This is a genomic window from Streptomyces sp. NPDC047002, from assembly GCF_040704505.1.
Taxonomy (GTDB): domain Bacteria; phylum Actinomycetota; class Actinomycetes; order Streptomycetales; family Streptomycetaceae; genus Streptomyces.
On record NZ_JBEYWC010000042.1, the window covers coordinates 17,721 to 38,772 of the forward strand.

Annotated in this window: 21 protein-coding genes; 8 read left to right on the forward strand and 13 right to left on the reverse strand. The window is 73.8% G+C overall.

Translation table 11 applies throughout. The features are described 5' to 3' along the window. Positions 1 to 19: 19 nt before the first annotated feature. From AB0910_RS28440 to AB0910_RS28465, 6 genes are all read left to right on the forward strand, one after another. Positions 20 to 607, forward strand: coding sequence for a SigE family RNA polymerase sigma factor (locus tag AB0910_RS28440; RefSeq protein WP_366747520.1), 588 nt, complete (start codon positions 20 to 22; stop codon positions 605 to 607). Then, positions 595 to 1,497, forward strand: a complete 903-nt coding sequence (locus tag AB0910_RS28445; RefSeq protein WP_366747521.1) for a hypothetical protein — start codon at positions 595 to 597, stop codon at positions 1,495 to 1,497. Before AB0910_RS28440 ends, AB0910_RS28445 begins: the two co-directional genes overlap by 13 nt. Before the next feature lie 69 nt (positions 1,498 to 1,566). Beyond that, on the forward strand, positions 1,567 to 2,283 hold the full coding sequence (gene cseB / locus AB0910_RS28450; protein WP_366747522.1) for a two-component system response regulator CseB: 717 nt from the start codon (positions 1,567 to 1,569) through the stop codon (positions 2,281 to 2,283). Between the two features lie 90 nt (positions 2,284 to 2,373). Further along, a complete protein-coding gene (gene cseC, locus AB0910_RS28455; RefSeq protein ID WP_366747523.1) occupies positions 2,374 to 3,669 on the forward strand; it encodes a two-component system sensor histidine kinase CseC in 1,296 nt (431 codons plus the stop codon). A 103-nt stretch (positions 3,670 to 3,772) separates the two neighbouring features. Then, on the forward strand, positions 3,773 to 4,564 hold the full coding sequence (locus tag AB0910_RS28460; RefSeq protein ID WP_366747524.1) for an SAM-dependent methyltransferase: 792 nt from the start codon (positions 3,773 to 3,775) through the stop codon (positions 4,562 to 4,564). A 106-nt stretch (positions 4,565 to 4,670) separates the two neighbouring features. Continuing rightward, positions 4,671 to 5,261, forward strand: coding sequence for a TetR/AcrR family transcriptional regulator (locus AB0910_RS28465; protein ID WP_366747525.1), 591 nt, complete (start codon positions 4,671 to 4,673; stop codon positions 5,259 to 5,261). Positions 5,262 to 5,366: 105 nt separating this feature from the next. Here AB0910_RS28465 and AB0910_RS28470 read toward each other — a convergent pair whose 3' ends face one another. Together AB0910_RS28470 and AB0910_RS28475 are read right to left on the reverse strand one after the other, a co-directional pair. Next, the gene (locus tag AB0910_RS28470; RefSeq protein ID WP_366747526.1) at positions 5,367 to 6,071 is read right to left on the reverse strand and encodes a M23 family metallopeptidase; all 705 of its coding nucleotides are present in this window, start codon (positions 6,069 to 6,071) and stop codon (positions 5,367 to 5,369) included. 695 nt (positions 6,072 to 6,766) lie between these two features. Then, positions 6,767 to 9,289, reverse strand: a complete 2,523-nt coding sequence (locus tag AB0910_RS28475) for an ATP-dependent Clp protease ATP-binding subunit (protein ID WP_345649700.1) — start codon at positions 9,287 to 9,289, stop codon at positions 6,767 to 6,769. Positions 9,290 to 9,708: 419 nt separating this feature from the next. Between AB0910_RS28475 and AB0910_RS28480 the strand changes: the two genes are divergently transcribed. After that, entirely contained in the window at positions 9,709 to 10,452 is a 744-nt protein-coding gene (locus tag AB0910_RS28480; protein ID WP_366747527.1) for an SCO3374 family protein, read from the forward strand. Here AB0910_RS28480 and AB0910_RS28485 read toward each other — a convergent pair. The 10 genes from AB0910_RS28485 to AB0910_RS28530 form a co-directional block, all read right to left on the reverse strand. Further along, positions 10,431 to 10,766: an Lsr2 family protein gene (locus AB0910_RS28485; RefSeq protein ID WP_345649694.1), complete on the reverse strand. Its 336-nt coding sequence runs from the start codon at positions 10,764 to 10,766 to the stop codon at positions 10,431 to 10,433. The two genes, AB0910_RS28480 and AB0910_RS28485, sit on opposite strands and share 22 nt — an antisense overlap. Positions 10,767 to 10,931: 165 nt before the next feature. Continuing rightward, positions 10,932 to 11,492, reverse strand: a complete 561-nt coding sequence (locus AB0910_RS28490) for an amino-acid N-acetyltransferase (protein ID WP_366747528.1) — start codon at positions 11,490 to 11,492, stop codon at positions 10,932 to 10,934. Positions 11,493 to 11,538: 46 nt separating this feature from the next. Beyond that, positions 11,539 to 12,021, reverse strand: a complete 483-nt coding sequence (locus tag AB0910_RS28495) for a BlaI/MecI/CopY family transcriptional regulator (protein WP_366747529.1) — start codon at positions 12,019 to 12,021, stop codon at positions 11,539 to 11,541. 132 nt (positions 12,022 to 12,153) lie between these two features. Beyond that, positions 12,154 to 12,345, reverse strand: a complete 192-nt coding sequence (locus AB0910_RS28500; protein WP_366747530.1) for a hypothetical protein — start codon at positions 12,343 to 12,345, stop codon at positions 12,154 to 12,156. 14 nt (positions 12,346 to 12,359) lie between these two features. Next, positions 12,360 to 12,953 (reverse strand): hypothetical protein, encoded by a 594-nt coding sequence (locus tag AB0910_RS28505; protein WP_366747555.1) that lies wholly within the window; start codon positions 12,951 to 12,953, stop codon positions 12,360 to 12,362. Between the two features lie 129 nt (positions 12,954 to 13,082). Continuing rightward, positions 13,083 to 13,880 (reverse strand): type III pantothenate kinase, encoded by a 798-nt coding sequence (locus AB0910_RS28510; protein WP_366747531.1) that lies wholly within the window; start codon positions 13,878 to 13,880, stop codon positions 13,083 to 13,085. Next, on the reverse strand, positions 13,880 to 14,974 hold the full coding sequence (gene nadC, locus AB0910_RS28515) for a carboxylating nicotinate-nucleotide diphosphorylase (protein ID WP_366747532.1): 1,095 nt from the start codon (positions 14,972 to 14,974) through the stop codon (positions 13,880 to 13,882). Before nadC ends, AB0910_RS28510 begins: the two co-directional genes overlap by 1 nt. Then, positions 14,971 to 16,764, reverse strand: a complete 1,794-nt coding sequence (locus AB0910_RS28520; protein ID WP_366747533.1) for an L-aspartate oxidase — start codon at positions 16,762 to 16,764, stop codon at positions 14,971 to 14,973. Before AB0910_RS28520 ends, nadC begins: the two co-directional genes overlap by 4 nt. Next, entirely contained in the window at positions 16,761 to 17,747 is a 987-nt protein-coding gene (panC, locus tag AB0910_RS28525) for a pantoate--beta-alanine ligase (RefSeq protein WP_366747556.1), read from the reverse strand. Before panC ends, AB0910_RS28520 begins: the two co-directional genes overlap by 4 nt. 176 nt (positions 17,748 to 17,923) lie before the next feature. Continuing rightward, positions 17,924 to 18,946 carry a DUF2520 domain-containing protein gene (locus AB0910_RS28530; protein WP_366747534.1) on the reverse strand — a complete coding sequence of 341 codons (1,023 nt, stop codon included), beginning with the start codon at positions 18,944 to 18,946 and terminating at the stop codon, positions 17,924 to 17,926. Positions 18,947 to 19,079: 133 nt separating this feature from the next. Here AB0910_RS28530 and AB0910_RS28535 point away from each other — a divergent pair, with 133 nt between their 5' ends. After that, positions 19,080 to 20,270, forward strand: a complete 1,191-nt coding sequence (locus tag AB0910_RS28535) for a beta-eliminating lyase-related protein (protein WP_366747535.1) — start codon at positions 19,080 to 19,082, stop codon at positions 20,268 to 20,270. A 41-nt stretch (positions 20,271 to 20,311) separates the two neighbouring features. Here the strand turns inward: AB0910_RS28535 and AB0910_RS28540 are convergent, their stop codons facing one another. Further along, positions 20,312 to 20,998 carry a response regulator transcription factor gene (locus tag AB0910_RS28540; protein ID WP_366747536.1) on the reverse strand — a complete coding sequence of 229 codons (687 nt, stop codon included), beginning with the start codon at positions 20,996 to 20,998 and terminating at the stop codon, positions 20,312 to 20,314. Positions 20,999 to 21,052: the final 54 nt, after the last annotated feature.

The window sequence follows — 21,052 nt, forward strand, 5'->3', positions numbered from 1 at the left end:
GGGTCGGAGGCGGTCAGGCATGGCGTACGTCGGTGAGGTGCTCGAGTTCGAGGAGTACGTGCGGACCCGGCAGGACGCCCTGCTGCGCAGCGCCCGGCGTCTTGTGCCCGACCCCGTCGACGCGCAGGACCTGCTCCAGACCGCGCTGGCCCGCACGTACCGCCGCTGGGACGGCATCGCCGACAAGTCGCTCGCCGACGCGTACCTGCGCCGCGTCATGATCAACACACGGACCGAGTGGTGGCGGGCGCGCAAGCTCGAAGAGGTGCCCACCGAGGAGCTGCCCGAGGCGAGCGTCGAGGACGGCGCGGAGCAGCGCGCCGACCGTGCGCTGCTGATGGACGTGCTGTCGGTGCTCGCGCCGAAGCAGCGCAGCGTGGTCGTGCTGCGGCACTGGGAGCAGATGAGCACCGAGGAGACCGCTGCCGCGCTCGGCATGTCCCCGGGTACCGTGAAAAGCACACTGCACCGTGCCCTGGCCAGGCTCCGGGAGGAACTGGAGAGCCGGGAGGCCGACGCCAGGTCCTGGGAGCGTGCGGAGAGCCGGCGTACGGGCCGGTGCGAGGATCCTGACGAGGAGCGGGGGCGGCAGAGGTGCGTGGCCTGAGGTCCCACAGGCCGTCCCTGGACGGGGACGGCGGCGACGGCGACGGCAGGGGCAGATCCGCGGCGGTCGCGGGGCCGGCCCCCCGGCCGGGCCGTGCGCGCCGCCGCGCCGCCCGGGTGCTCGCGGCCGGCGGCTCCACGGCGGCCGGTCTCGCGGGCCTCGCCACCATCGGGCTGCTCGCCGGGGGCTGCTCCTCGGGCGGCACCGGCATGCGCGACGAGGGCCCCGCGGTGCCCGCGCCGGTCGAGCGCACCATGCCCACCCCGACCGAGACGCCGAAGCAGCGGCGCGCCGATGTCGACCCGGTGGCGCTGCTGCGGGCCGATCCGCAGGTCAGCGAGCGGGTCAAGCAGACGCTCAAGCCGTGCGGCTCGGACTCGTACCCGGTCAACACGTCGTACGGGAACCTCACGGGCGGCTCCCGGCCCGACATCGTGATCAACGTGACGACCTGCGCGGACTCCATCGGCATCGGCACGTACGTCTACCGCGCGACGGACGGCGCCCCTGCCTCCTCCGGCCTGGCGGCCACGGCCGCGGACGGCACGCCGCCCGCGGCCACCCCCTCGGCGGCGGACGGCGGCTTCCCCGCGGACACCCCGCCCCGGCAGGCCGAGCCGCTCCCCGGACGGTACGAGAACGTCTTCACCGCCGAGGAGCCCTCCGTCTACGCGACCATAGACAGGGGCGAACTGGTCGTGACGCAGCAGGTCTACGCGAAGGGTGACTCGGTCTCCAGCCCGTCCGGCGAGGACGTCGTGACGTACGACTGGTCGAAGTCGAAGTTCGCCGTGCGCTACCGGGTACGCAACACGTACAGCAAGTCCACGGACGGCGACGACGACCTGAGCGCGCCCGCGCCGGACGCCACCGCGTCCGCCTCCGAATAGCCGCACCGCCCGCCCGAGAGGCACCGCCCGCACCGCCCGCACCACCGCAGAGAGGCTGAGAGCAAGGGGATGGCCGACACCCATGTGCTGTTCGTCGAGGACGACGACGTCATCCGCGAGGCCACCCAGCTGGCGCTCGAACGCGACGGCTTCGCGGTGACCGCGGTGCCCGACGGGCTCTCGGGCCTTGCGGCGTTCCGCGCCGACCGGCCCGACATCGCGCTGCTCGACGTGATGGTGCCCGGCCTCGACGGGGTCAGCCTGTGCCGCCGCATCCGCGACGAGTCCACCGTCCCGGTGATCATGCTCTCGGCGCGCGCCGACTCCATCGACGTGGTCCTCGGCCTCGAAGCGGGCGCCGACGACTACGTCACCAAGCCGTTCGACGGCGCGGTGCTCGTCGCCCGCATCCGGGCGGTGCTGCGCCGCTTCGGCCACGCGGCGGGCGCGGGGCGCGGGGCGGCGGGCGAGCCTGCGGGCGAGCGCGGCGGCGGCCGCCCCGGGGTGCTGGCCTTCGGCGATCTCGCGGTCGACACGGAGGGCATGGAGGTGCGCAGGGCGGGCGCCCCGGTCGCGCTGACGCCGACCGAGATGCGGCTGCTGCTTGAGTTCTCCTCCTCGCCCGGCACGGTGCTCTCCCGCGACCGGCTGCTCGAACGCGTCTGGGAGTACGACTGGGGCGGCGACACCCGGGTGGTGGACGTGCACGTCCAGCGGCTGCGCGCCAAGATCGGCCAGGACCGCATCGAGACGGTGCGCGGCTTCGGCTACAAGCTGCGGGCGTGAGGGTACGAGGACGGCCATGCCCGTGACGAAGAGCCGCGCACGCGCCCCCCGCCCCGCCCGCCGCGCACGCGCCGGGTGCAGGCCGGCCCCATGAGGCGGCTCGCTCTGCGCACCGGCATCCGGTGGAAGATCAGCATCGCGATCGCCGCGGTCGGCGCCCTGATCGCGGTGGCGCTGAGCCTTGTCGTGCACAACGCCGCCCGGGTCTCGATGCTCGACAACGCCCGCGAGGTGCAGCTCTCGCAGACGCTGTTCGCCGAGCGGATGTACGACACCACCAAGGAGGCCAAGTTCGGCACGAAGATCAACGACCCGGGGCTGCCCGCGCAGCTGCGCGAGAAGACCAAGGAGGGGCGCAGGGCCACCCTGGTCGAGGGCGGCGGCGTGCCGGACATCTGGGCCGCGGTGCCGCTCGGCAACGGCACGGTCCTCTCCAGCCACAGCCGCCTCGCCGAGCGCTCCACCACCATCATCGAGGACCTGGACCGCGCCCTGCTGGTGGGCTCGGCCGCCGTGGTCGTCGGCGGCTCGGCGCTCGGGGTGCTGATCGGCGGGCAGATATCCCGCAGGCTGCGCAAGGCCGCGGCGGCTGCGGGCCGGGTCGCGCAGGGCAACACGGACGTGCGGGTGCGCACCGCCATAGGCGGGGTCGTACGGGACGAGACCGACGAGCTCGCGCGGGCCGTCGACGCGCTCACCGACGCGCTCGGCGAGCGCATCGAGGCGGAGCGCCGGGTCACGGCGGACATCGCGCACGAGCTGCGCACGCCCGTCACCGGCCTGCTCACGGCGGCCGAGCTGCTGCCGCCCGGGCGCCCGAGCGAGCTGGTGCGCGACCGGGCGCAGGCGATGCGCACGCTGGTGGAGGACGTGCTGGAGGTGGCGCGCCTCGACAGCGCGTCCGAGCGCGCCGAGCTCCAGGAGATCGCGCTCGGCGAGTTCGTGGAGCGGCGGGTGCGTGCGGTCGACCCCGAGGCCGAGGTGGCCGTCCTGCGCGAGTCGTGGGTGAGCACGGACCCGCGCAGGCTCGAACGCATCCTCGGCAATCTGCTGGCGAACGCGAGGAAGCACGGCGGCTCGCCGGTGGAGGTGAGCGTGGAGGAGCGGGTGGTACGGGTGCGGGACCACGGCCCCGGCTTCCCCGAGGCGCTGCTGCGGGAGGGGCCGAGCCGCTTCCGTACGGGCGCGTCCGACCGTGCGGGCCAGGGGCACGGCCTGGGCCTGACGATCGCGGCGGGCCAGGCCCGTGTCCTGGGCGCTCGCCTCACCTTCAGGAACGCGGGGGCGGACGGGACCGAGGGCGCGGTGGCCGTGCTGTGGCTGCCCGAGCACGCCCCGACGGCCACGGGCAGCTTCCCCGTGGTCACCCTCCCCGAGCGGTCCTGAGCGCGGGCGGCCGCACCGGGGCGCGCGGGTCGGCGCGCGCCTGACTGAACGTCAACTCACTGCGCCTGTAGGTGACTTGGCCCCCCTGTGCCAGACTGGGCCAATGGCATATTCCAAGCCTCCGGTCGACGTCAGCAGACCCCACCCTGCGCGTGTCCACGACTTCCTGCTGGGCGGCCGCGACAACTACCTGGCCGACCGCAGGGCAGCGGGAGAGCTTCCCGCGCGGGCGGCGAGGGCGGCCAGGCAGGACCGGGCCTTCATGCACCGCGCGGTGGGATGGCTGGCGAGCATCGGCATCGACCAGTACCTCGACGTCGGCAGCGGCATACCGACCGAGCCGAACCTCCACCAGATCGTCCAGCGCGTCAATCCGGCCTGCCGCGTCGTCTACACCGACCGGGACCCGCTCGTCCTGTGGCACGCGGCGGCCCACCTGATCAGCGCCCCGCAGGGCGCGACGGACTACCTCAGGGCCGACCTGCGCGACCCGGCGGCGCTGCTGGCACGCGCACGCGAGCTGCTGGACTTCGGGCGGCCCCTCGCGCTCTCGCTCATCGCCCTGCTGCATTTCCTGCCGGACCAGGACGACCCCCACGGCCTCGTGCGCGCCCTGGTGGGCGCCCTGCCGTCGGGCAGCTATGTCGCCCTCTCGCACGGCACCCCGCCCGCCGCGCCCAAGGCGGCGGACGGCGCGGAGGCGGCGCGCGCGGCCGCCTCGTACCGGCGCCACGTCATCCCGTACGGCCGCGCCCGCGCGGAGACCGGCCGCTTCTTCGCCGGGCTCGAACTGGTGGCACCCGGGCTCGTCGCCGCGCCGCTCTGGTACAAGAACACGCCGCCGCCCGAGGACGGGACGGCCGACAGCCTCGCCGGCGTGGCCCGCGTCCCGTAGTACTTCCCGACGCCCTTACTTGCCGCCCGGCTAGTACGTACAATGGGTGCGGACGACAGCGGGCCGGCCTTGCGCCGTCCGCACGAGCGAGAGACGAGAGCGCGCCATGGCCAGCACGGGCACCCAGCGCCGGGGAGACACCCGGCAGCGGATCCAGGACGTCGCCCTCGACCTGTTCGTCGAGCGCGGCTACGAGAAGACGTCCCTGCGGGAGATCGCCGAGCGGCTCGATGTCACCAAGGCGGCCCTGTACTACCACTTCAAGACCAAGGAAGACATCCTCGTCGGCCTGTTCGCCGACCGTGCGGAGCCGCTCGACGCGCTGATCGCGTGGGGCGAGGCCCAGCCGAACGCGCTGGAGACGAAGAAGGAGTTCCTGCGGCGCTACGTGGAGCAGCTCAAGGACTCGTCGCGGCTGTTCCGCTTCGTCCAGGAGAACCAGGCCGAGCTGCGGGACCTGCGCGTGGGCGAGACGTTCCGCTCGCGGGTCGAGGCGACGGTGGGCCTGCTGCTCACCCCGGACCCCTCGCTCGCGGACCGGGTGCGCATCACGACGGCACTGCTCTCGCTGCACGCGGGGATGTTCGCGCTGAAAGACGTCGAAGGAGACGACGAGGAGAAGTACGACGCTCTCCTCGAAGTCTCCTTCGACCTGCTGGCCGCGGCCCACGAAGGAGGCCGGGGCCAGGGCGCCTGACCGCCGCCCGGCGGGGGCTGCCGGGGCGGCGCGGCGGCTTCCCGGTCCGCACGGCCCGGGGGGAGGGGGCCGGTGGGGTCGGACCGGGTGGCTCGTCCCGCCGGGTCAGACCGTGACGCCGAGGCCGCGCAGGAACGTGACGGGGTTGATGGCGGAGCCGTAGTCCGGCGTGTTGCGGATCTCGAAGTGCAGGTGCGGCCCGGTGGTGTTGCCGGTGTTGCCGGACTTCGCGATCTCCTCGCCGGTCTTCACGTTCTCGCCGACGTGCACCTCGACCCTGGAGAGGTGCGCGTACTGCGAGTACTTGCCGTCGGAGTGCCGGATCACGATGGCGTTGCCGTACGCGTCGCCGTCGCCGGCGCCGTGCGGGCCCGCCTTGACGACCGTGCCGGTGTGCACGGCGTGGACGGCGGTGCCGATCGGTACGGCGTAGTCCTGGCCCGAGTGCTTGTGGACCCAGTGGCTGCCGGAGTCGTCGAAGCCCGCGGTCAGCTTGTAGTGCGTGACGGGGTCGATCCAGGACGCGGCCTTCTTCGCCGCGGCGACCTTCACGGCCTTCGCCTTCGCGGCCTTGGCCTGCTCGGCGTGTGCGGCCTTCGCCTGGGCGTCGGCCTGGTGGTGGACGGCGGCGGCCGCCACCGCGGCGGTCTGGTGGGTGCCTGCGGGAGCCTGGGCGCCCGCGTCGCCGGTCGCGGCGAACGCGGCCCCGGCCCCTGCCACCATCGACACCCCGAGTCCTGCGGCCACGACGGCGACGCGACCACGACGGACGGCGGTGAGCGGGGTGCGGGACTTCGAGCGCTGCGACATACGGAAAACCTCCGGGCATGAACGGACCCGGCGCTCCTGCACCGGGCTTGCCACACCTTGGTAACCCGGCCGGCCATCCCGCCCCAAATGCCTCATCTACGACATCGACTCGTAGGCGGGGTGGGGTCGAAAGTCCCTTGACGGCAGCGGACAAGCCGCTTTCCTCGGTACTTATCGCAGCAAAACGGTCAATTGAATTGTCACCTACCCGGTATTCCGACGAGGCGGCGTAGTAGGCCGCGAACGGCCTGTGCGGCTTGTCACGCCCACCGGGCCGGACGCCCGTCCGTTTCAGGACCAACGCCCTCCCCCCAAGGGCCCTTTGAAGCCCCCCGCGCGCCCTGCCCCGCGCCCGCCCCGCGAGGGCCTCTGGGCGCCCGCGGGCGCGGGTGCCGCCCGCTGAGGGCCCGCGGGGCGAGGAGCCGCCCAGAGCCGACGGGGCCACTGGCCCCGGGCCCCCGGGCGAGGGGGTCGGCCGCAGCGGGGCCCGTACGCCCCCGTACGACGCGCTGGGGCCGTCCGCACGGCTCACGCCCGCCCGGGACCGCGCGCGGGCCCGGGCGGCGCCCGTGCGCCGAGGGGCGCTCACGGGCCACCCAGCCCCCGGGGCAGGCGGGCAGGGAAAAGGGCCGGGCCCCGGACCGTGTGGTCCGGGGCCCGGCCCCAGGGGTGCGTGCGCGGCTACGCGCGAACGCTCACGCTTCCTTCGTCAGGTTCGGGCCGCCGCCCGCCGCCTGCTCGATGGGGGGAGCGTCCGGCAGCGCCGACTTCTCCTCACCACGGAAGGTGAACTTCCGGTCGTCGCCCTCGCCCTCCGTGTCCACGACCACGATGTGGCCGGGGCGCAGCTCGCCGAAGAGGATCTTCTCCGACAGGGCGTCCTCGACCTCGCGCTGGATGGTCCTGCGCAGCGGCCGTGCACCCATCACGGGGTCGTAGCCCTTGTCGGCGAGCAGCTGCTTGGCGGCCTGGCTGAGCTCGATGCCCATGTCCCGGTCCTTGAGCCGCTCGTCCATCTCGCGGACCCTGAGGTCCACGATCTCCAGGATGTCCTCCTGGGTGAGCTGCGGGAAGACGATGACCTCGTCGACACGGTTGAGGAACTCGGGGCGGAAGTGCTGCTTCAGCTCCTCGCTGACCTTCGCCTTCATCCGCTCGTAGTTCGTCTTCGTGTCGCCCTGCGCCGCGAAGCCCAGGTTGAAGCCCTTCGAGATGTCCCGCGTGCCGAGGTTGGTCGTCATGATGATGACCGTGTTCTTGAAGTCCACGACCCGGCCCTGGGAGTCGGTCAGGCGACCGTCCTCCAGGATCTGCAACAGGGAGTTGAAGATGTCCGGGTGGGCCTTCTCGACCTCGTCGAAGAGGACCACGGAGAACGGCTTCCTGCGCACCTTCTCGGTGAGCTGGCCGCCCTCCTCGTAGCCGACGTATCCGGGGGGCGAGCCGAAGAGGCGGGAGACCGTGTGCTTCTCGCTGAACTCCGACATGTCGAGCGAGATGAGCGCGTCCTCGTCGCCGAAGAGGAACTCGGCGAGCGCCTTGGACAGCTCGGTCTTACCGACACCGGACGGGCCCGCGAAGATGAACGAGCCGCCGGGGCGCTTCGGGTCCTTCAGGCCGGCCCGCGTGCGCCGGATCGCCCGGGAGAGCGCCTTGACGGCGTCCACCTGGCCGATGACGCGCTTGTGCAGCTCGTCCTCCATGCGCAGCAGCCGCGAGGACTCCTCCTCGGTCAGCTTGAAGACCGGGATGCCCGTGGCGGTGGCCAGGACCTCGGCGATCAGGTCCTCGTCGACCTCGGCGACGACGTCCATGTCGCCGGCCTTCCACTCCTTCTCCCGCTTGGTCTTCGCCGCGAGCAGCTGCTTCTCCTTGTCACGGAGCGAAGCCGCCTTCTCGAAGTCCTGGGAGTCGATCGCCGACTCCTTCTCCCTGCGCACGCCGGCGATCTTCTCGTCGAACTCGCGCAGGTCCGGCGGCGCGGTCATCCGGCGGATGCGCATCCGGGAGCCGGCCTCGTCGATCAGGTCGATCGCCTTGTCCGGCAGGAAGCGGTCCGAGATGTAGCGGTCGGCCAGGGTGGCGGCGGCGACCAGCGCCGAGTCGGTGATGGAGACGCGGTGGTGCGCCTCGTACCGGTCGCGCAGACCCTTGAGGATCTCGATGGTGTGCGGCAGCGAGGGCTCGGCGACCTGGATGGGCTGGAAGCGGCGCTCCAGGGCCGCGTCCTTCTCCAGGTACTTCCGGTACTCCTCAAGCGTCGTCGCGCCGATGGTCTGGAGCTCACCGCGGGCCAGCATCGGCTTGAGGATGCTGGCGGCGTCGATCGCGCCCTCGGCGGCGCCCGCACCCACCAGGGTGTGGAGCTCGTCGATGAACAGGATGATGTCGCCGCGGGTGCGGATCTCCTTGAGGACCTTCTTCAGGCGCTCCTCGAAGTCACCGCGGTAGCGGGAGCCCGCGACCAGCGCGCCGAGGTCCAGGGTGTAGAGGTGCTTGTCCTTGAGGGTCTCGGGCACCTCGCCCTTGACGATGGCCTGCGCGAGGCCCTCGACGACGGCGGTCTTGCCGACGCCGGGCTCGCCGATGAGCACCGGGTTGTTCTTGGTGCGGCGGGACAGCACCTGCATGACCCGCTCGATCTCCTTCTCGCGCCCGATGACCGGGTCGAGCTTGGACTCGCGGGCCGCCTGGGTGAGGTTGCGGCCGAACTGGTCGAGGACGAGCGACGTGGAGGGCGTGCCCTCCTGCGGGCCGCCTGCGGTGGCGGACTCCTTCGTCTGGTAGCCGGAGAGCAGCTGGATGACCTGCTGCCGCACCCGGTTGAGATCGGCGCCCAGCTTCACGAGGACCTGGGCGGCGACGCCCTCGCCCTCGCGGATCAGGCCGAGCAGGATGTGCTCGGTGCCGATGTAGTTGTGGCCCAGCTGAAGGGCCTCGCGGAGCGAGAGCTCCAGGACCTTCTTCGCACGGGGGGTGAAGGGGATGTGGCCGGACGGGGCCTGCTGGCCCTGGCCGATGATCTCCTCGACCTGCTGGCGGACCGCCTCGAGCGAAATCCCGAGGCTCTCCAGGGCCTTAGCGGCGACACCCTCACCCTCGTGGATCAGGCCCAGGAGGATGTGCTCGGTGCCGATGTAGTTGTGGTTGAGCATCCGGGCTTCTTCCTGTGCCAGGACGACAACCCGCCGCGCGCGGTCGGTGAACCTCTCGAACATCGTTATCGCTCCTCAGAGCGGTCAGGCAGTAAAAGGGGTCGGTCCCCTCTCTGTCCTTCCGCAGCTTAGTCCCGCAAGCGGGGACCGCTCGGGTCCATCCCCGCATCCGCGGGGACCAGCGTTCCTCATGAACGACTGACGAACGCTCCAACCCGATGGTGCGAGACGATGTTCCCCCAGGCCAAGCAGATACCGCCGCCATCAGTACGCCCATGGCGAACGGGAGATGCCGGGCCCGCGTGGCGCCCCTCCCCACAAGGGAAGTCTTACCCGCCCGTACCGACAGTCCATGCCGGAGAGCCCCCTCCCCTCAGCTACGGGCGAACACCGGCGCGGCCGGCGCTCGAACGCCGTGCCACACAGGGTGAGTGCGGGCGAACCCGCCGTAACCGGTACGACTGCCCGGCCGTTGGCCGTTCATGGCGACCATCCTGCCCGGCCCCCGCGGCCCCCTCCCCCACGGCCCCGCGCAGGGGCGCGCCCAGGACCCGGCGCGGGGTCCTGGGGCGGACGCGGCCGCCACCCCCGAGCGGATCGCCGCGTACTACGCGGAGGTGCTCGGCTGGCCCGTGGTGCGCGGCGGGCACCGAGGCGGGGTGGCGCTGGCGACGGGCGTCGCGTTCGACGCGCTCGAACTGCCGGCGCAGGCGGGGCGCACGGTGGTCGACCGGCTGGACCGGCTGCGCGGCCCGGGGTCCGACGCCCCTGCGCGCCCCGTGTCGGGACCGGTGGCGATCAGCGCCGACCGGGCCAGGATGTGGCTGCTGCTCGCGCCCGGCAGCGCGGACGAGGTGCCGGGGCTGCTCGACTGGCTGGAGTGGGGCGGTATCGACCTGGATCTCGACGCCCTCGGTGCGGGGCGGAGCCTTCCCGCGCCCCTGCCTCCGCGGTGGCCCGTACGCGCCGCGCAGGGGGCCGCCGTGTGGCTGCGGCCCCCAGGACCGGCGCGGTGTACGCCGTCCGGACTGCCGACGCTGCGGTTGTGCGGTGGCACCGGCGCAGTGGAGACCGGCACCGGGGGCAGCGGTGGGGATGCCCCCGATCTCGTACGGCTCCTGGACGCGGCGGCAGCGGAGTGCCACCGGGTCCGTCTCGCTCGCGGACTCGCACGCGGAATTGCCGCGGGCGCGGGTGCGAATCGTCAGCCGTTGGCCTTCTCGTAGGCCTCGCGGATCTCCGCGGGAACGCGGCCCCTGTCGTTCACGCTGTAGCCGTTGTCCTTGGCCCACTTGCGGATTTCCGCGGTGTCCTTGTTGCCGCCGGTGACGGCGCGCCCCTTGCCGCGTCCCGCCGCGCCGCGGCCGCCGGTGCGGCGCCCGCTCTTGGTGTACGGGTCGAGGAGGCCGCGCAGCTTCTCGGCATTGGCGGTCGTGAGGTCGATCTCGTACGTCTTGCCGTCGAGCGCGAACGTGACGGTCTCGTCCGCCTCGCCCCCGTCGAGGTCGTCGACAAGAAGGACCTGAACCTTCTGTGCCACCGGTTTTCCTTTCCTCGAAAATGCGGTACGCGGAAAGGAAACCCCTTTTCTCTGGAAAACACAAACCCCCGGGAGAGGTTCAGTGGCCCGGCAAACGGGAAACGCACGCGATTCGGACATCTTCCCACGCTCCGCCGGACATCTTCGCGGGTGCCTTCCGGTGCGTCACAGGTGCAGAAGCATGCGGCTGTTGCCCAGGGTGTTCGGCTTCACCCGTTCGAGACCGAGGAACTCGGCCACGCCCTCGTCATAGGAACGCAGCAGCTCTCTGTACACATCTCCGTCGACAGGTGTCCCATCGATCTCCACGAACCCGTGCCTGGTGAAGAAGTCGACTTCGAAGGTCAGGCAGAAAACCCGGCTGACGCCGAGCTCGCGCGCCGCTTCCAGCAGCTTCGCCAGCAAGGTGTGCCCTACTCCCGCGCCCTTCGCCGAAGGGTCCACGGCGAGAGTGCGCACTTCCGCGAGGTCTTCCCACAGGGGGTGGAGGGCGCCGCAGCCGATGACCTCGCCGTCGGCCGCGCGTTGTGCGACCCAGAACTCCTGGATGTCCTCGTAAAGCGTCACAGGGGCTTTGTCGAGGAGGATGCCGGCGCCCGCGTAACGGCCCACGAGACGGCGCAGCGCCGCGACGTCGCGCGTCCTGGCGCGCCGCACGGTGACGCCATTACGGCTCTCGGGATCGGGGTCGGGATCGTCCTGGAGGAGGTGCCGCGGGGAAGACATGAACGGGACGCTATCGCCCCTGCCCCTAAGCGGCACCGGCACCCCGTCAGTCGTCGGAGCGCGGCGGCGCGGAAGCCGGTGCGGAAGACCGCGCGGAAGGCGGTGCGGAAGGCGGCGGTTCTCCGGGAGCGCCCGCGGCCCCTTCGGCGTTCCGCGCCGACTCGTCCCCGCCGCCCTGAACGATACGGACGGCGTCTTCGAGCGACTGCCGTTGCTCGGGCGACATCATGCCGAAGAAGGCGACGAGCGCCGCGGCCCGGTTGTCGCTCTTGGACCACGCTTCGTTCATGAGGGCCGCCGCGTAGGCGGCGCGCGTCGACACCGCCCTATATCGATAGGCGCGGCCCTCGACTTCCCTGCGCACCCAGCCCTTCTGATGGAGATTGTCCATTACCGTCATCACGGTCGTGTACGCGATGGAGCGTTCACGCTGGAGGTCTTCGAGTACTTCCCTGACGGTGACCGGGCGGTTCCATTGCCAGACGCGCGTCATCACGGCGTCTTCGAGGTCTCCCAATTGACGGGGCACGCGCCCTACCCTAGTCCGCAATGCCCGAAAGGTCGCATATTTGGGCAGCGAAAAGGGCGCACGGCCACGGGTGCCGTGCGCCCTTCGACGCGGGGTGCGGCGGCCTGGGCCGCCGGGCGCGGCAGCGGCGCGTCAGGCGCCGCGCGCCTCCGGGTCGGCGGCGCGGGCGGCGGCAGCGGCCTCGGCGCGCGCGATGGCGGCGTCGACGGCCGCGTCCTCCTTGCCCTTGTTCGGCCCGCCCTGGGTCTTGATGATCAGCCGTACGAGGAAGACGAAGAAGGCCGCCATCACCACGGGGGGCACGAGCGCGGATACGTAGTCCATGCCGTCCAGACTAGCTACCCGGCGGCGCGCTCCCTCGGCGGGGGCGGCGGGGTGGACGGCGCCGGCTTCCTGCGCGGCGGGAAGACCTCGGAGGGCTTCGGCACCGGCCGCCCGCCGGGCGACTTGGCGGGCGCGGGCTTGCGCGGGCCCGGCTTGTCCTTGCCGTCGCCCGGCGCCGCGCCGACCAGCGTCAGCAGGCGGGTGCGCTGCGCGGGGGGCGCGGCGGCAGCGGCGGGGCGGCCGGCGAGCCGCTCCCGTACGGAGCGCTCGGCGACCCGCCCGCAGCGTTCGAGCAGCGCGGCGGCGACGGCGTTGCCGCGCAGGGCGCGCAGCGCCGCGAGGTCGTCGGGGACGGGCACGTAGGCGGCCGCGAGGGCGTCCTGGAGGAGCTCCAGGTAGCCGGCGGCCGAGCCGGGCAGCGCGGCCCGGTAGCGGGCCAGGTCGGCGAGGAGGAACGCGCGCAGCCGGCCTGCCTCCCTGGCGGCCTCGTCCACGGACTCGGCCAGCGAGAGGCAGGCCCGGACGTCCTCGTCCGAGATCTGGGCGGGGTGCAGGACGGCGGCCAGGGCGCTTCGGAGCACTCGCAGCTCGTCCGCACCGAACGCCATGCCGCCTCGGGGTCCGTATGGCGTGGGCATGGACCGACCTTACGCGCCAAGCCGGACAAATCACGCGAAATAGCCACGCGTCGGGAATGGCGTCCCGGGGCGCGGCCCGGCCGGAGCCACCTGCGGGAGCTACCTGCGGGAGACGTTGCGCTCGTAGACGAGGCGCAGGCCGATCAGGGTGAGCCAGGGCTCGTGCTCGTCGATGGCGGCGGCTTCGCCGAGGACCATCGGGGCGAGGCCGCCGGTGGCGATGACCGTGACGTCGTCCGGGTCCTCCGCCAGCTCGCGCGCCATGCGGGCGACGACGCCGTCGACCTGGCCCGCGAAGCCGTAGACGATGCCCGCCTGCATGGCCTCCACGGTGTTCTTGCCGATCACGCTGCGCGGCCTCGCCAGCTCGATCTTGCGCAGCTGCGCGCCCTTGACGCCCAGCGCCTCGACCGAGATCTCGATGCCGGGCGCGATCACCCCGCCCGCGTACTCGCCGCGCGCGCTGACCGCGTCGAACGTCGTCGCCGTGCCGAAGTCGACCACGATCGCCGGGCCGCCGTAGAGGTCGACGGCGGCGACCGCGTTGATGATGCGGTCGGCGCCGACCTCCTTGGGGTTGTCCATCAGGATCGGCACGCCCGTCTTGATGCCGGGCTCGACCAGCACCGCGGGCACGTCCCCGTAGTAGCGGCGCGTCACCTCGCGCAACTCGTGCAGGACCGAGGGCACCGTCGAGCAGATCGCGATGCCCTCGATGCCCTCCCCCAGCTCGACGCCGAGCAGCGGGTGCATGCCCATCAGGCCCTGGAGCAGCACCGCGAGCTCGTCCGCCGTGCGGCGCGCGTCCGTGGAGATACGCCAGTGCTCGACGATCTCCTCGCCGTCGAAGAGGCCGAGCACCGTGTGGGTGTTGCCGACGTCGATGGTCAGCAGCATCAGGCGCCCGTCTCTTTCTCGTCGGCGTGGTCGGCCGCGTCGGCGTGGTCGGTCGCGCCGGTCTCGTCGGCCTCGCCGGTCTCGTCGGCCTCGCGCAGGTCGAGGCCGATGTCGAGGATGCGCGAGGAGTGCGTGAGCGCGCCCACCGCGAGGAAGTCGACGCCGGTCTCCGCGTACGCCCGCGCGTTGTCGAGGGCGAGGCGGCCCGACGACTCCAGGAGCGCGCGGCCGCCCACGATGCCGACGGCCTCCGAGGTCTCCTCGGGGGTGAAATTGTCGAGCAGGATCAGGTCGGCGCCCGCGTCGAGCACGTCGCGCAGCTGGTGCAGCGTGTCGACCTCCACCTCGATGGCGAGGTCGGGGAACTGCCCCCGCACGGCGGCGAACGCCTCCGCCACCCCGCCGGCCGCCACCACGTGGTTGTCCTTGACCAGCGCCGCGTCCGAGAGGGACATGCGGTGGTTGACGCCGCCGCCGCAGCGCACCGCGTACTTCTCCAGCGCCCGCAGCCCCGGCGTGGTCTTGCGGGTGTCGCGGACCTTCGCCCCGGTGCCTTCGAGCGCGTCGGCCCAGCGGCGGGTCGCGGTCGCGATGCCGGAGAGCCTGCACAGGATGTTGAGCGCGCTGCGCTCGGCGGTCAGCAGGTCGCGGGCGCGGCCGGTGACGCTGAGCAGCTTCTGCCCGGCCGCCACCCGGTCGCCGTCCGCCACATGCCGCTCGACCTCGAAGTCGTCGGCGCAGACCACGCAGAGCACGGCCTCGGCCACGTGCAGGCCCGCCACCACGCCGTCCTCGCGTGCGGTGAAGTCGCCGGTGGCCACGGCCTTCTCCGGCACGGTCGCGACCGTTGTCACGTCGACCCCGCCGTCCAGGTCCTCCTGGACCGCGACGTGCGCCACGTCCTCGACCTGTACGGGGTCGAGCCCCAGGTCGGCGAGGAGCGCGGCGAGCGCGGGGTCGAGCCCGCACTCCAGGTCCTCGGGCTCCGCGCAGGCGCAGCCGTCGGGGCCGCAGCTGTCGGCCGCGGGCGCCCCGATGTGGATCAGCGGCACGGCCACCGGCTCGGGACGCGGGGTGTCTTCTGGCGTGCTCACGTGGCTGCTCCCTGGGAACGGTCCTGCTCGGGGCGTGGTGTGCTGCCGGGCCCCCGGTCGAGGGCCTCGGTGTCGGTGGCGGCGACCGTGAGCGACGCGTCAGGGCCGAGGCCGAGAACGAGGTGGCGGCGCCAGCGGTCGTCGTCGCGGTCGGGGAAGTCCTCCCGCCAGTGGCAGCCGCGCGTCTCCTCGCGCAGCCGCGCGGCGGCGACCAGCGCGCGGGCGACGGCGAGGAGGTTGGTGGTCTCCCACGCCTCCACCCCAGGCTCCGCCGCCTTCGCGGGCCGCGCCGCGTCGGGCCGTACGAGGTCGGGCCGTACCGCGTCGGGCCGTACGGGATCCGGCCGTACGGGGCCCGGCTGCACCGCGTCGAGCGCCTCGGCCGCCCCGCGCAGGCCCTCGGCGGACCTGAGGACCCCTGCGCCCGCCGACATGATCCGCTGGATGCGGACACGGGCCGCGGGGTCGACGAGCGGGACCACAGCGGCGGAGCCCTCGCCCTGCGGGGCGTGGGCGGGCGCGGCCCCTGCGCGGTGCGCGGCCGCCACGTCGTCGGCGATCCGCTCGGCGAAGACCAGCCCTTCGAGCAGCGAGTTCGACGCGAGGCGGTTCGCGCCGTGCACGCCCGTGCAGGCGACCTCGCCGCACGCGTACAGGCCGGGGACGCCGGTGCGCCCGCGCAGGTCGGTGCGTACGCCGCCGGAGGCGTAGTGCGCGGCGGGCGCCACCGGGACCGGCTCGGACACCGGGTCGATGCCGTGCGCCCGGCAGGCCGCGAGGATCGTCGGGAAGCGGGTCTCCCACATGGCGCGGCCGAAGTGGCGCGCGTCCAGGTACATGTGCTCGGCGCCCCGCTCCCGCATCCTGCGCATGATCGCCTTGGCGACGATGTCGCGCGGCGCCAGCTCGGCCAGCTCGTGCTGCCCCAGCATGAAGCGGACGCCCGCGGCGTCGACGAGGTGCGCGCCCTCGCCCCGTACCGCCTCGGAGACCAGCGGCTGGCGACCCTCGGCGCCGGCGCCGAGGAACAGCACCGTCGGGTGGAACTGGACGAACTCGATGTCGGACACCTCGGCGCCCGCACGCAGCGCGAGCGCGACGCCGTCACCCGTCGACACGGCCGGGTTGGTCGTCGCGGCGAACACCTGGCCCATGCCGCCGGTCGCCAGGACGACGGCGGGCGCGAGGACCGCGCCCACCCCGTCGTGCAGGCCCTCGCCCATGACGTGCAGGGTGACGCCTGCGGTGCGGCCCGCGGCGTCCTTGAGGAGGTCGAGCACGAGCGCGTTCTCGACCGTGCGCACCGCGGCCTCCCGCACCGCTGCGCCGAGCGCGCGGGCCACCTCCACGCCCGTCGCGTCACCGCCCGCGTGCGCGATACGGCGCCTGTGGTGGCCGCCCTCGCGGGTGAGCTGGAGCGCGCCGTCCGCCGTCCTGTCGAACTCGGCGCCCGCCTCGATCAGCCGCCGCACGGCCGGCGCACCCTCGGTGACCAGCGCCCGCACGGCCTCCTCGTCGCACAGTCCCGCGCCCGCGACGAGCGTGTCGTCGAGGTGCTGCCCCGGGGTGTCGCCCTCGCCGAGCGCGGCGGCGATGCCGCCCTGCGCCCAGCGCGTGGAGCCGTCGTCGAGGCGCGCCTTCGTCACGACGACCGTGCGCAGCCCGGCTGCGGTGCAGCGCAGCGCGGCCGTGAGACCGGCGACGCCGGAACCCACCACGACGACGTCGGCGCCGATCGACCAGCCGGGCGCGGGGGCAGCGAGTCCGAGCCCTCCGGATGCGGTGTTCATCTGCCGGTCGCTCCGAAGGTCAGGGGGATGTTGTCGATCAGCCGGGTCGAGCCGACCCGCGCCGCGACGGCGAGCACCGCCTCGCCCGTGAAGTCGTCGGGCACCTCGGTGAAGTCGGCGGGGTCGACCAGCGCCAGGTAGTCGAGGTACAGCGGCGGGTCGGCGCGCTCGCCCACGTCGAGCACGGCGAGCGCGGCGGCCCGTACGGCGTCGGCACCGGTGGAGGCGGCGGCCCCGCCGGACCCCGCGGCGCGGGCGACGGCGTGCGCGTCCGCCGCGAGGCGCGCCTCGCCGAGCGCGGAGAGCCCGGCGGCGCGGGCGTCCGAGCCGGGCGCGGACGCGGCGCGCGCCCGCAGCGCGTGCTGCGCCGCGAGCCGGTCGCGCGCCGCGAACAGCGCCCTGGACAGCAGCAGCGCGGTGCGCCGGTCGGCCGGGGTGAGGTAGCGGTTGCGGCTGGAGAGCGCGAGGCCGTCGTCCTCCCGTACGGTCGGCACGCCGACGATCTCGACGGGGAAGTTCAGGTCGCGGACCATGCGGCGGATCAGCGCGAGCTGCTGGGCGTCCTTCTGGCCGAAGAACGCGGCGTCGGGCGCGGTCAGGTGGAGCAGCTTGGCGACGACGGTGAGCATCCCGTCGAAGTGGCCGGGGCGGCTTGCGCCTTCGAGGCGGCCGCCCATGGGGCCCGCCGCGATGGTGACCTGCGGGTCGCCGCCCGGGTACACCTCGTCGACCGCGGGCGCGAACACCGTGTCGGCGCCCGCGTCGCGCGCCGTGCGCAGGTCGGCTTCGAGGGTGCGCGGATAGCGGTCGAGGTCCTCGCCCGCGCCGAACTGGAGCGGGTTGACGAAGACCGTCGCCACCACGAAGCCGGCCCGCCCCACATGGGCGCGGGCCGCGCGGATCAGGCTCGCGTGCCCCTCGTGCAGGGCGCCCATCGTCATGACGGCCGCGACGCGGGCCCCCGGGCCGCGGCGCTTCAGCAGCCGGTCGAGGTCGTCGCCGCTGAACGCGGGCTCGAAGGCGCCGTCGCCCGCTTGCGGCGTCGCGGATGTCGCGGATGCCCCTGGCGTCCCGGATGTTCCTGGCGTCCTGGGCGTCCCGGGTGTACCGGCCGTCCCGGGTATCCCGCCGGAGGCGCCGCGCGCCGTCCCCTCGCCGCTCACGACGCGCCCCCGTCCCCGGTGCCACTGCCGCCGCCCGTACCGCCGTTGCCCGTACCGCCGCCGCCCGTGCCGCCGTTGCCCGTGCCGCCGCCGCCCGTGCCGCTCCCGCCGCTGCCGGAGAGGACGCCGAGCAGGTCCTCGGCCAGCTCGGCCTTGAGCAGGCCGTTGGCGAGGGCGCGGTCCGCCGTCGTACGGGCCAGGGCCAGATAGCCGGCGACCGCGCCGGGCGCGTGCTCCCGCAGCTGCGCGACGTGCGCGGCGACCGTGCCCGCGTCGCCGCGGGCGACCGGTCCTGTCAGCGCGGCGTCACCGGAGCGCAGGGCGTTGTCGAGGGCGGCGCCGAGCAGCGGACCCAGCATCTTGTCGGGCGCGGCGACGCCCGCGGTGCGCAGCAGGTCCATCGACTGGGCGACCAGTGTGACCAGGTAGTTCGAGCCGATGGCGAGCGCCGCGTGGTACAGCGGCCTGGCCTCTTCCGCGATCCACTCGGGCTCGGCGCCCATCTCGATGACGAGCGCCTGGGCCGCGAGCCGCAGCTCCTCGGGCGCCGTCACGCCGAACGAGCAGCCCGCGAGCCGCTGCACGTCCACCGACGTGCCGGTGAACGTCATCGCCGGATGCAGCGCGAGCGGCAGCGCGCCCGCGCGCAGCGCCGGGTCGAGCACCCGGGCCCCGTACCGCCCCGAGGTGTGCACGAGCAGCTGCCCCGGCCGCACGGCCCCGGTCTCGGCGAGGCCCTCGACGAGGCGCGGCAGCGCGTCGTCCGGCACCGTCAGCAGGACCAGCTCGGCGCGGGCCAGGACCTCGTCCGGGGTGACGAGCGGCACGCCGGGCAGCAGCTCGGCTGCGCGCCGCCGCGAGGCGTCGGAGACCCCGGACACGGCGACCGGGCGGTGTCCCGCGAGGGCGAGGGACGCGGCGAGCGCGGGGCCCACCCGCCCTGCGCCGACGACACCGACCGTCAGCCGGGCAGGCCGGTCCCTGGGATCGAGGGGTTCCTTGGGTGGTGTGGGATTCACGCGGCGGGGCCTTCCGTTCCAGTCCTCGGTGGGTACCGGACGTTTTCCGCCATGCTACGCCAGCGCGCCCCGCCGCCCCCTGCCTGTGGAAAACCCTTGGCCGGGTCACGGCAGCCGGGCGATGATGCGCCCCATGGAACACGCGAACGAGCAGGCGGGACCGGCAGGTCCCGGTGACGGGGAGGCGTTCGCAGCGCGCAGGCGCGCCGCCTTCCGCGGTGCCGGGCGTACGCTGCGCGACGGGCACGGCGCGACGCTGCGCGACCGCCTCGGGCGGCTCGCGGCCGACGCGGCCGCCGTCCACGACCTCGACGAGCCGGTCGACCGCTACGGGAACGGCGTCGTGGCCGCGCTCGAACGGCGCGTCGCCGACCTGCTCGGCTTCCCCGCCGCCGCGTTCTTCCCCACCGGCACCATGGCGCAGCAGGTCGCGCTGCGCTGCTGGGCCGAGCGCACCGGCAACCCCGTCGTGGCGCTGCACCCGCTCGCCCACCCTGAAATGCACGAGGAGGGCGCGCTCGGCGCGGTGAGCGGGCTGCGGACCGCGCACCCGACGCGCGAGCCCCGGCTGCCGACCGCGGACGAGGTGCGGGACCTCGGGGAGCCCTTCGGCACGCTGATGCTGGAACTCCCGCTGCGCGAAGCCGGGTTCGTACTGCCGACCTGGGACGAGCTGACGGCCGTCGTCGCCGCGGCGCGCGAGCGGGACGCCGTGGTGCACTTCGACGGCGCGCGCCTGTGGGAGGCCACCACCCGCATGGGCAGGCCGCTCGCCGAGGTCGCGGGCCTCGCGGACAGCGTCTACGTGTCGTTCTACAAGTCACTCGGCGGGCTCTCGGGCGCGGCGCTCGCCGGCCCCGACGACCTGATCGCCGAGGCGGTCTCCTGGCGGCACCGCTACGGCGGCAACCTCTACGAGCAGTTCCCCGCCGCCCTGTCCGCGCTGGCCGGCCTCGCGGACGTGCTGCCGCGGCTGCCGCTGCACGTCGCGCACGCGCGCGTGGTGGCCGCAGCGGTGGCCGAGGCGTTCGCTGCGGCGCCCGGCTTCCCCTTCTTCCGGGTGCACCCCGACCCGCCGCACACCCAGGAGTTCCAGGTGTGGCTGCCGTTCGCGCCCGAGGTGCTCGCCGAGGCCGCGGTCGCGCAGGCCGAGGAGACCGGGGCGGTGCTGTTCACCCAGTCGTGGCAGGCCGGGGCCGTGCCCGGCCTCGCGTGCACGGAGGTCTCCCTCGGCGAGCCCGCCCTCGCCTGGTCGGCGGACGAGGTGCGCGAGGCCGCCGCGGAGTTCGCCCGCAGGGCGGTCGCACTGGCGGCGGGCGCGTAGGTCAGGCCGCGCGGTCTCCCGGCCCCACGGACCGGGCCAGGTCAGGCCGCGCCGCCGCCCGCGCGCACCAGGCCCGTCTCGTACGCGAGGACGACGACCTGGACGCGGTCGCGCAGGCCGAGCTTGGTGAGGATGCGGCCCACGTGGGTCTTGACCGTCGCCTCGGAGACGAAGAGGCGGCCCGCGATCTCGCCGTTCGACAGGCCCTGCGCGACCAGCAGCAGCACCTCGCGCTCCCGCTCCGTGAGCCGCTCCAGGTCCTTGTGCCGGGGCTCGGGGGCGCCGCTCGGCAGCATCGGCGAGAACCGGTCGAGCAGCCGGCGCGTGGTGGAGGGCGCCACGACCGCGTCGCCGCTGTGCACGGACCTGATCGCGCTCAGCAGCTCGGCGGGCGGCACGTCCTTCAGCATGAAGCCGCTCGCGCCCGCCTTGAGCCCGGAGAACGCGTACTCGTCCAGGTCGAAGGTGGTGAGGATCAGCACCTTCGGCGCCTCGGGCCCTCCGGCGCGGATGCGGCGGGTGGCCTCCACGCCGTCGAGCCGCGGCATGCGCACGTCCATCAGCACCACGTCCGCCTCGGTGGTGCGCAGGAGTTCGAGCGCCTCCGCGCCGTCCCCCGCCTCCGCGACGACCTCCATGTCGGGCTGCGCCGCGAGCACCATGCGGAAGCCCGTGCGCAGCAGCGCCTGGTCGTCCACGAGCATCACGCGGATCGGTGCGTTCGGCATCTGCGGTGTCCCCATCTTCTCGGTGCGGTCGGTGCGGTCGGTGCGTTCTGCGGT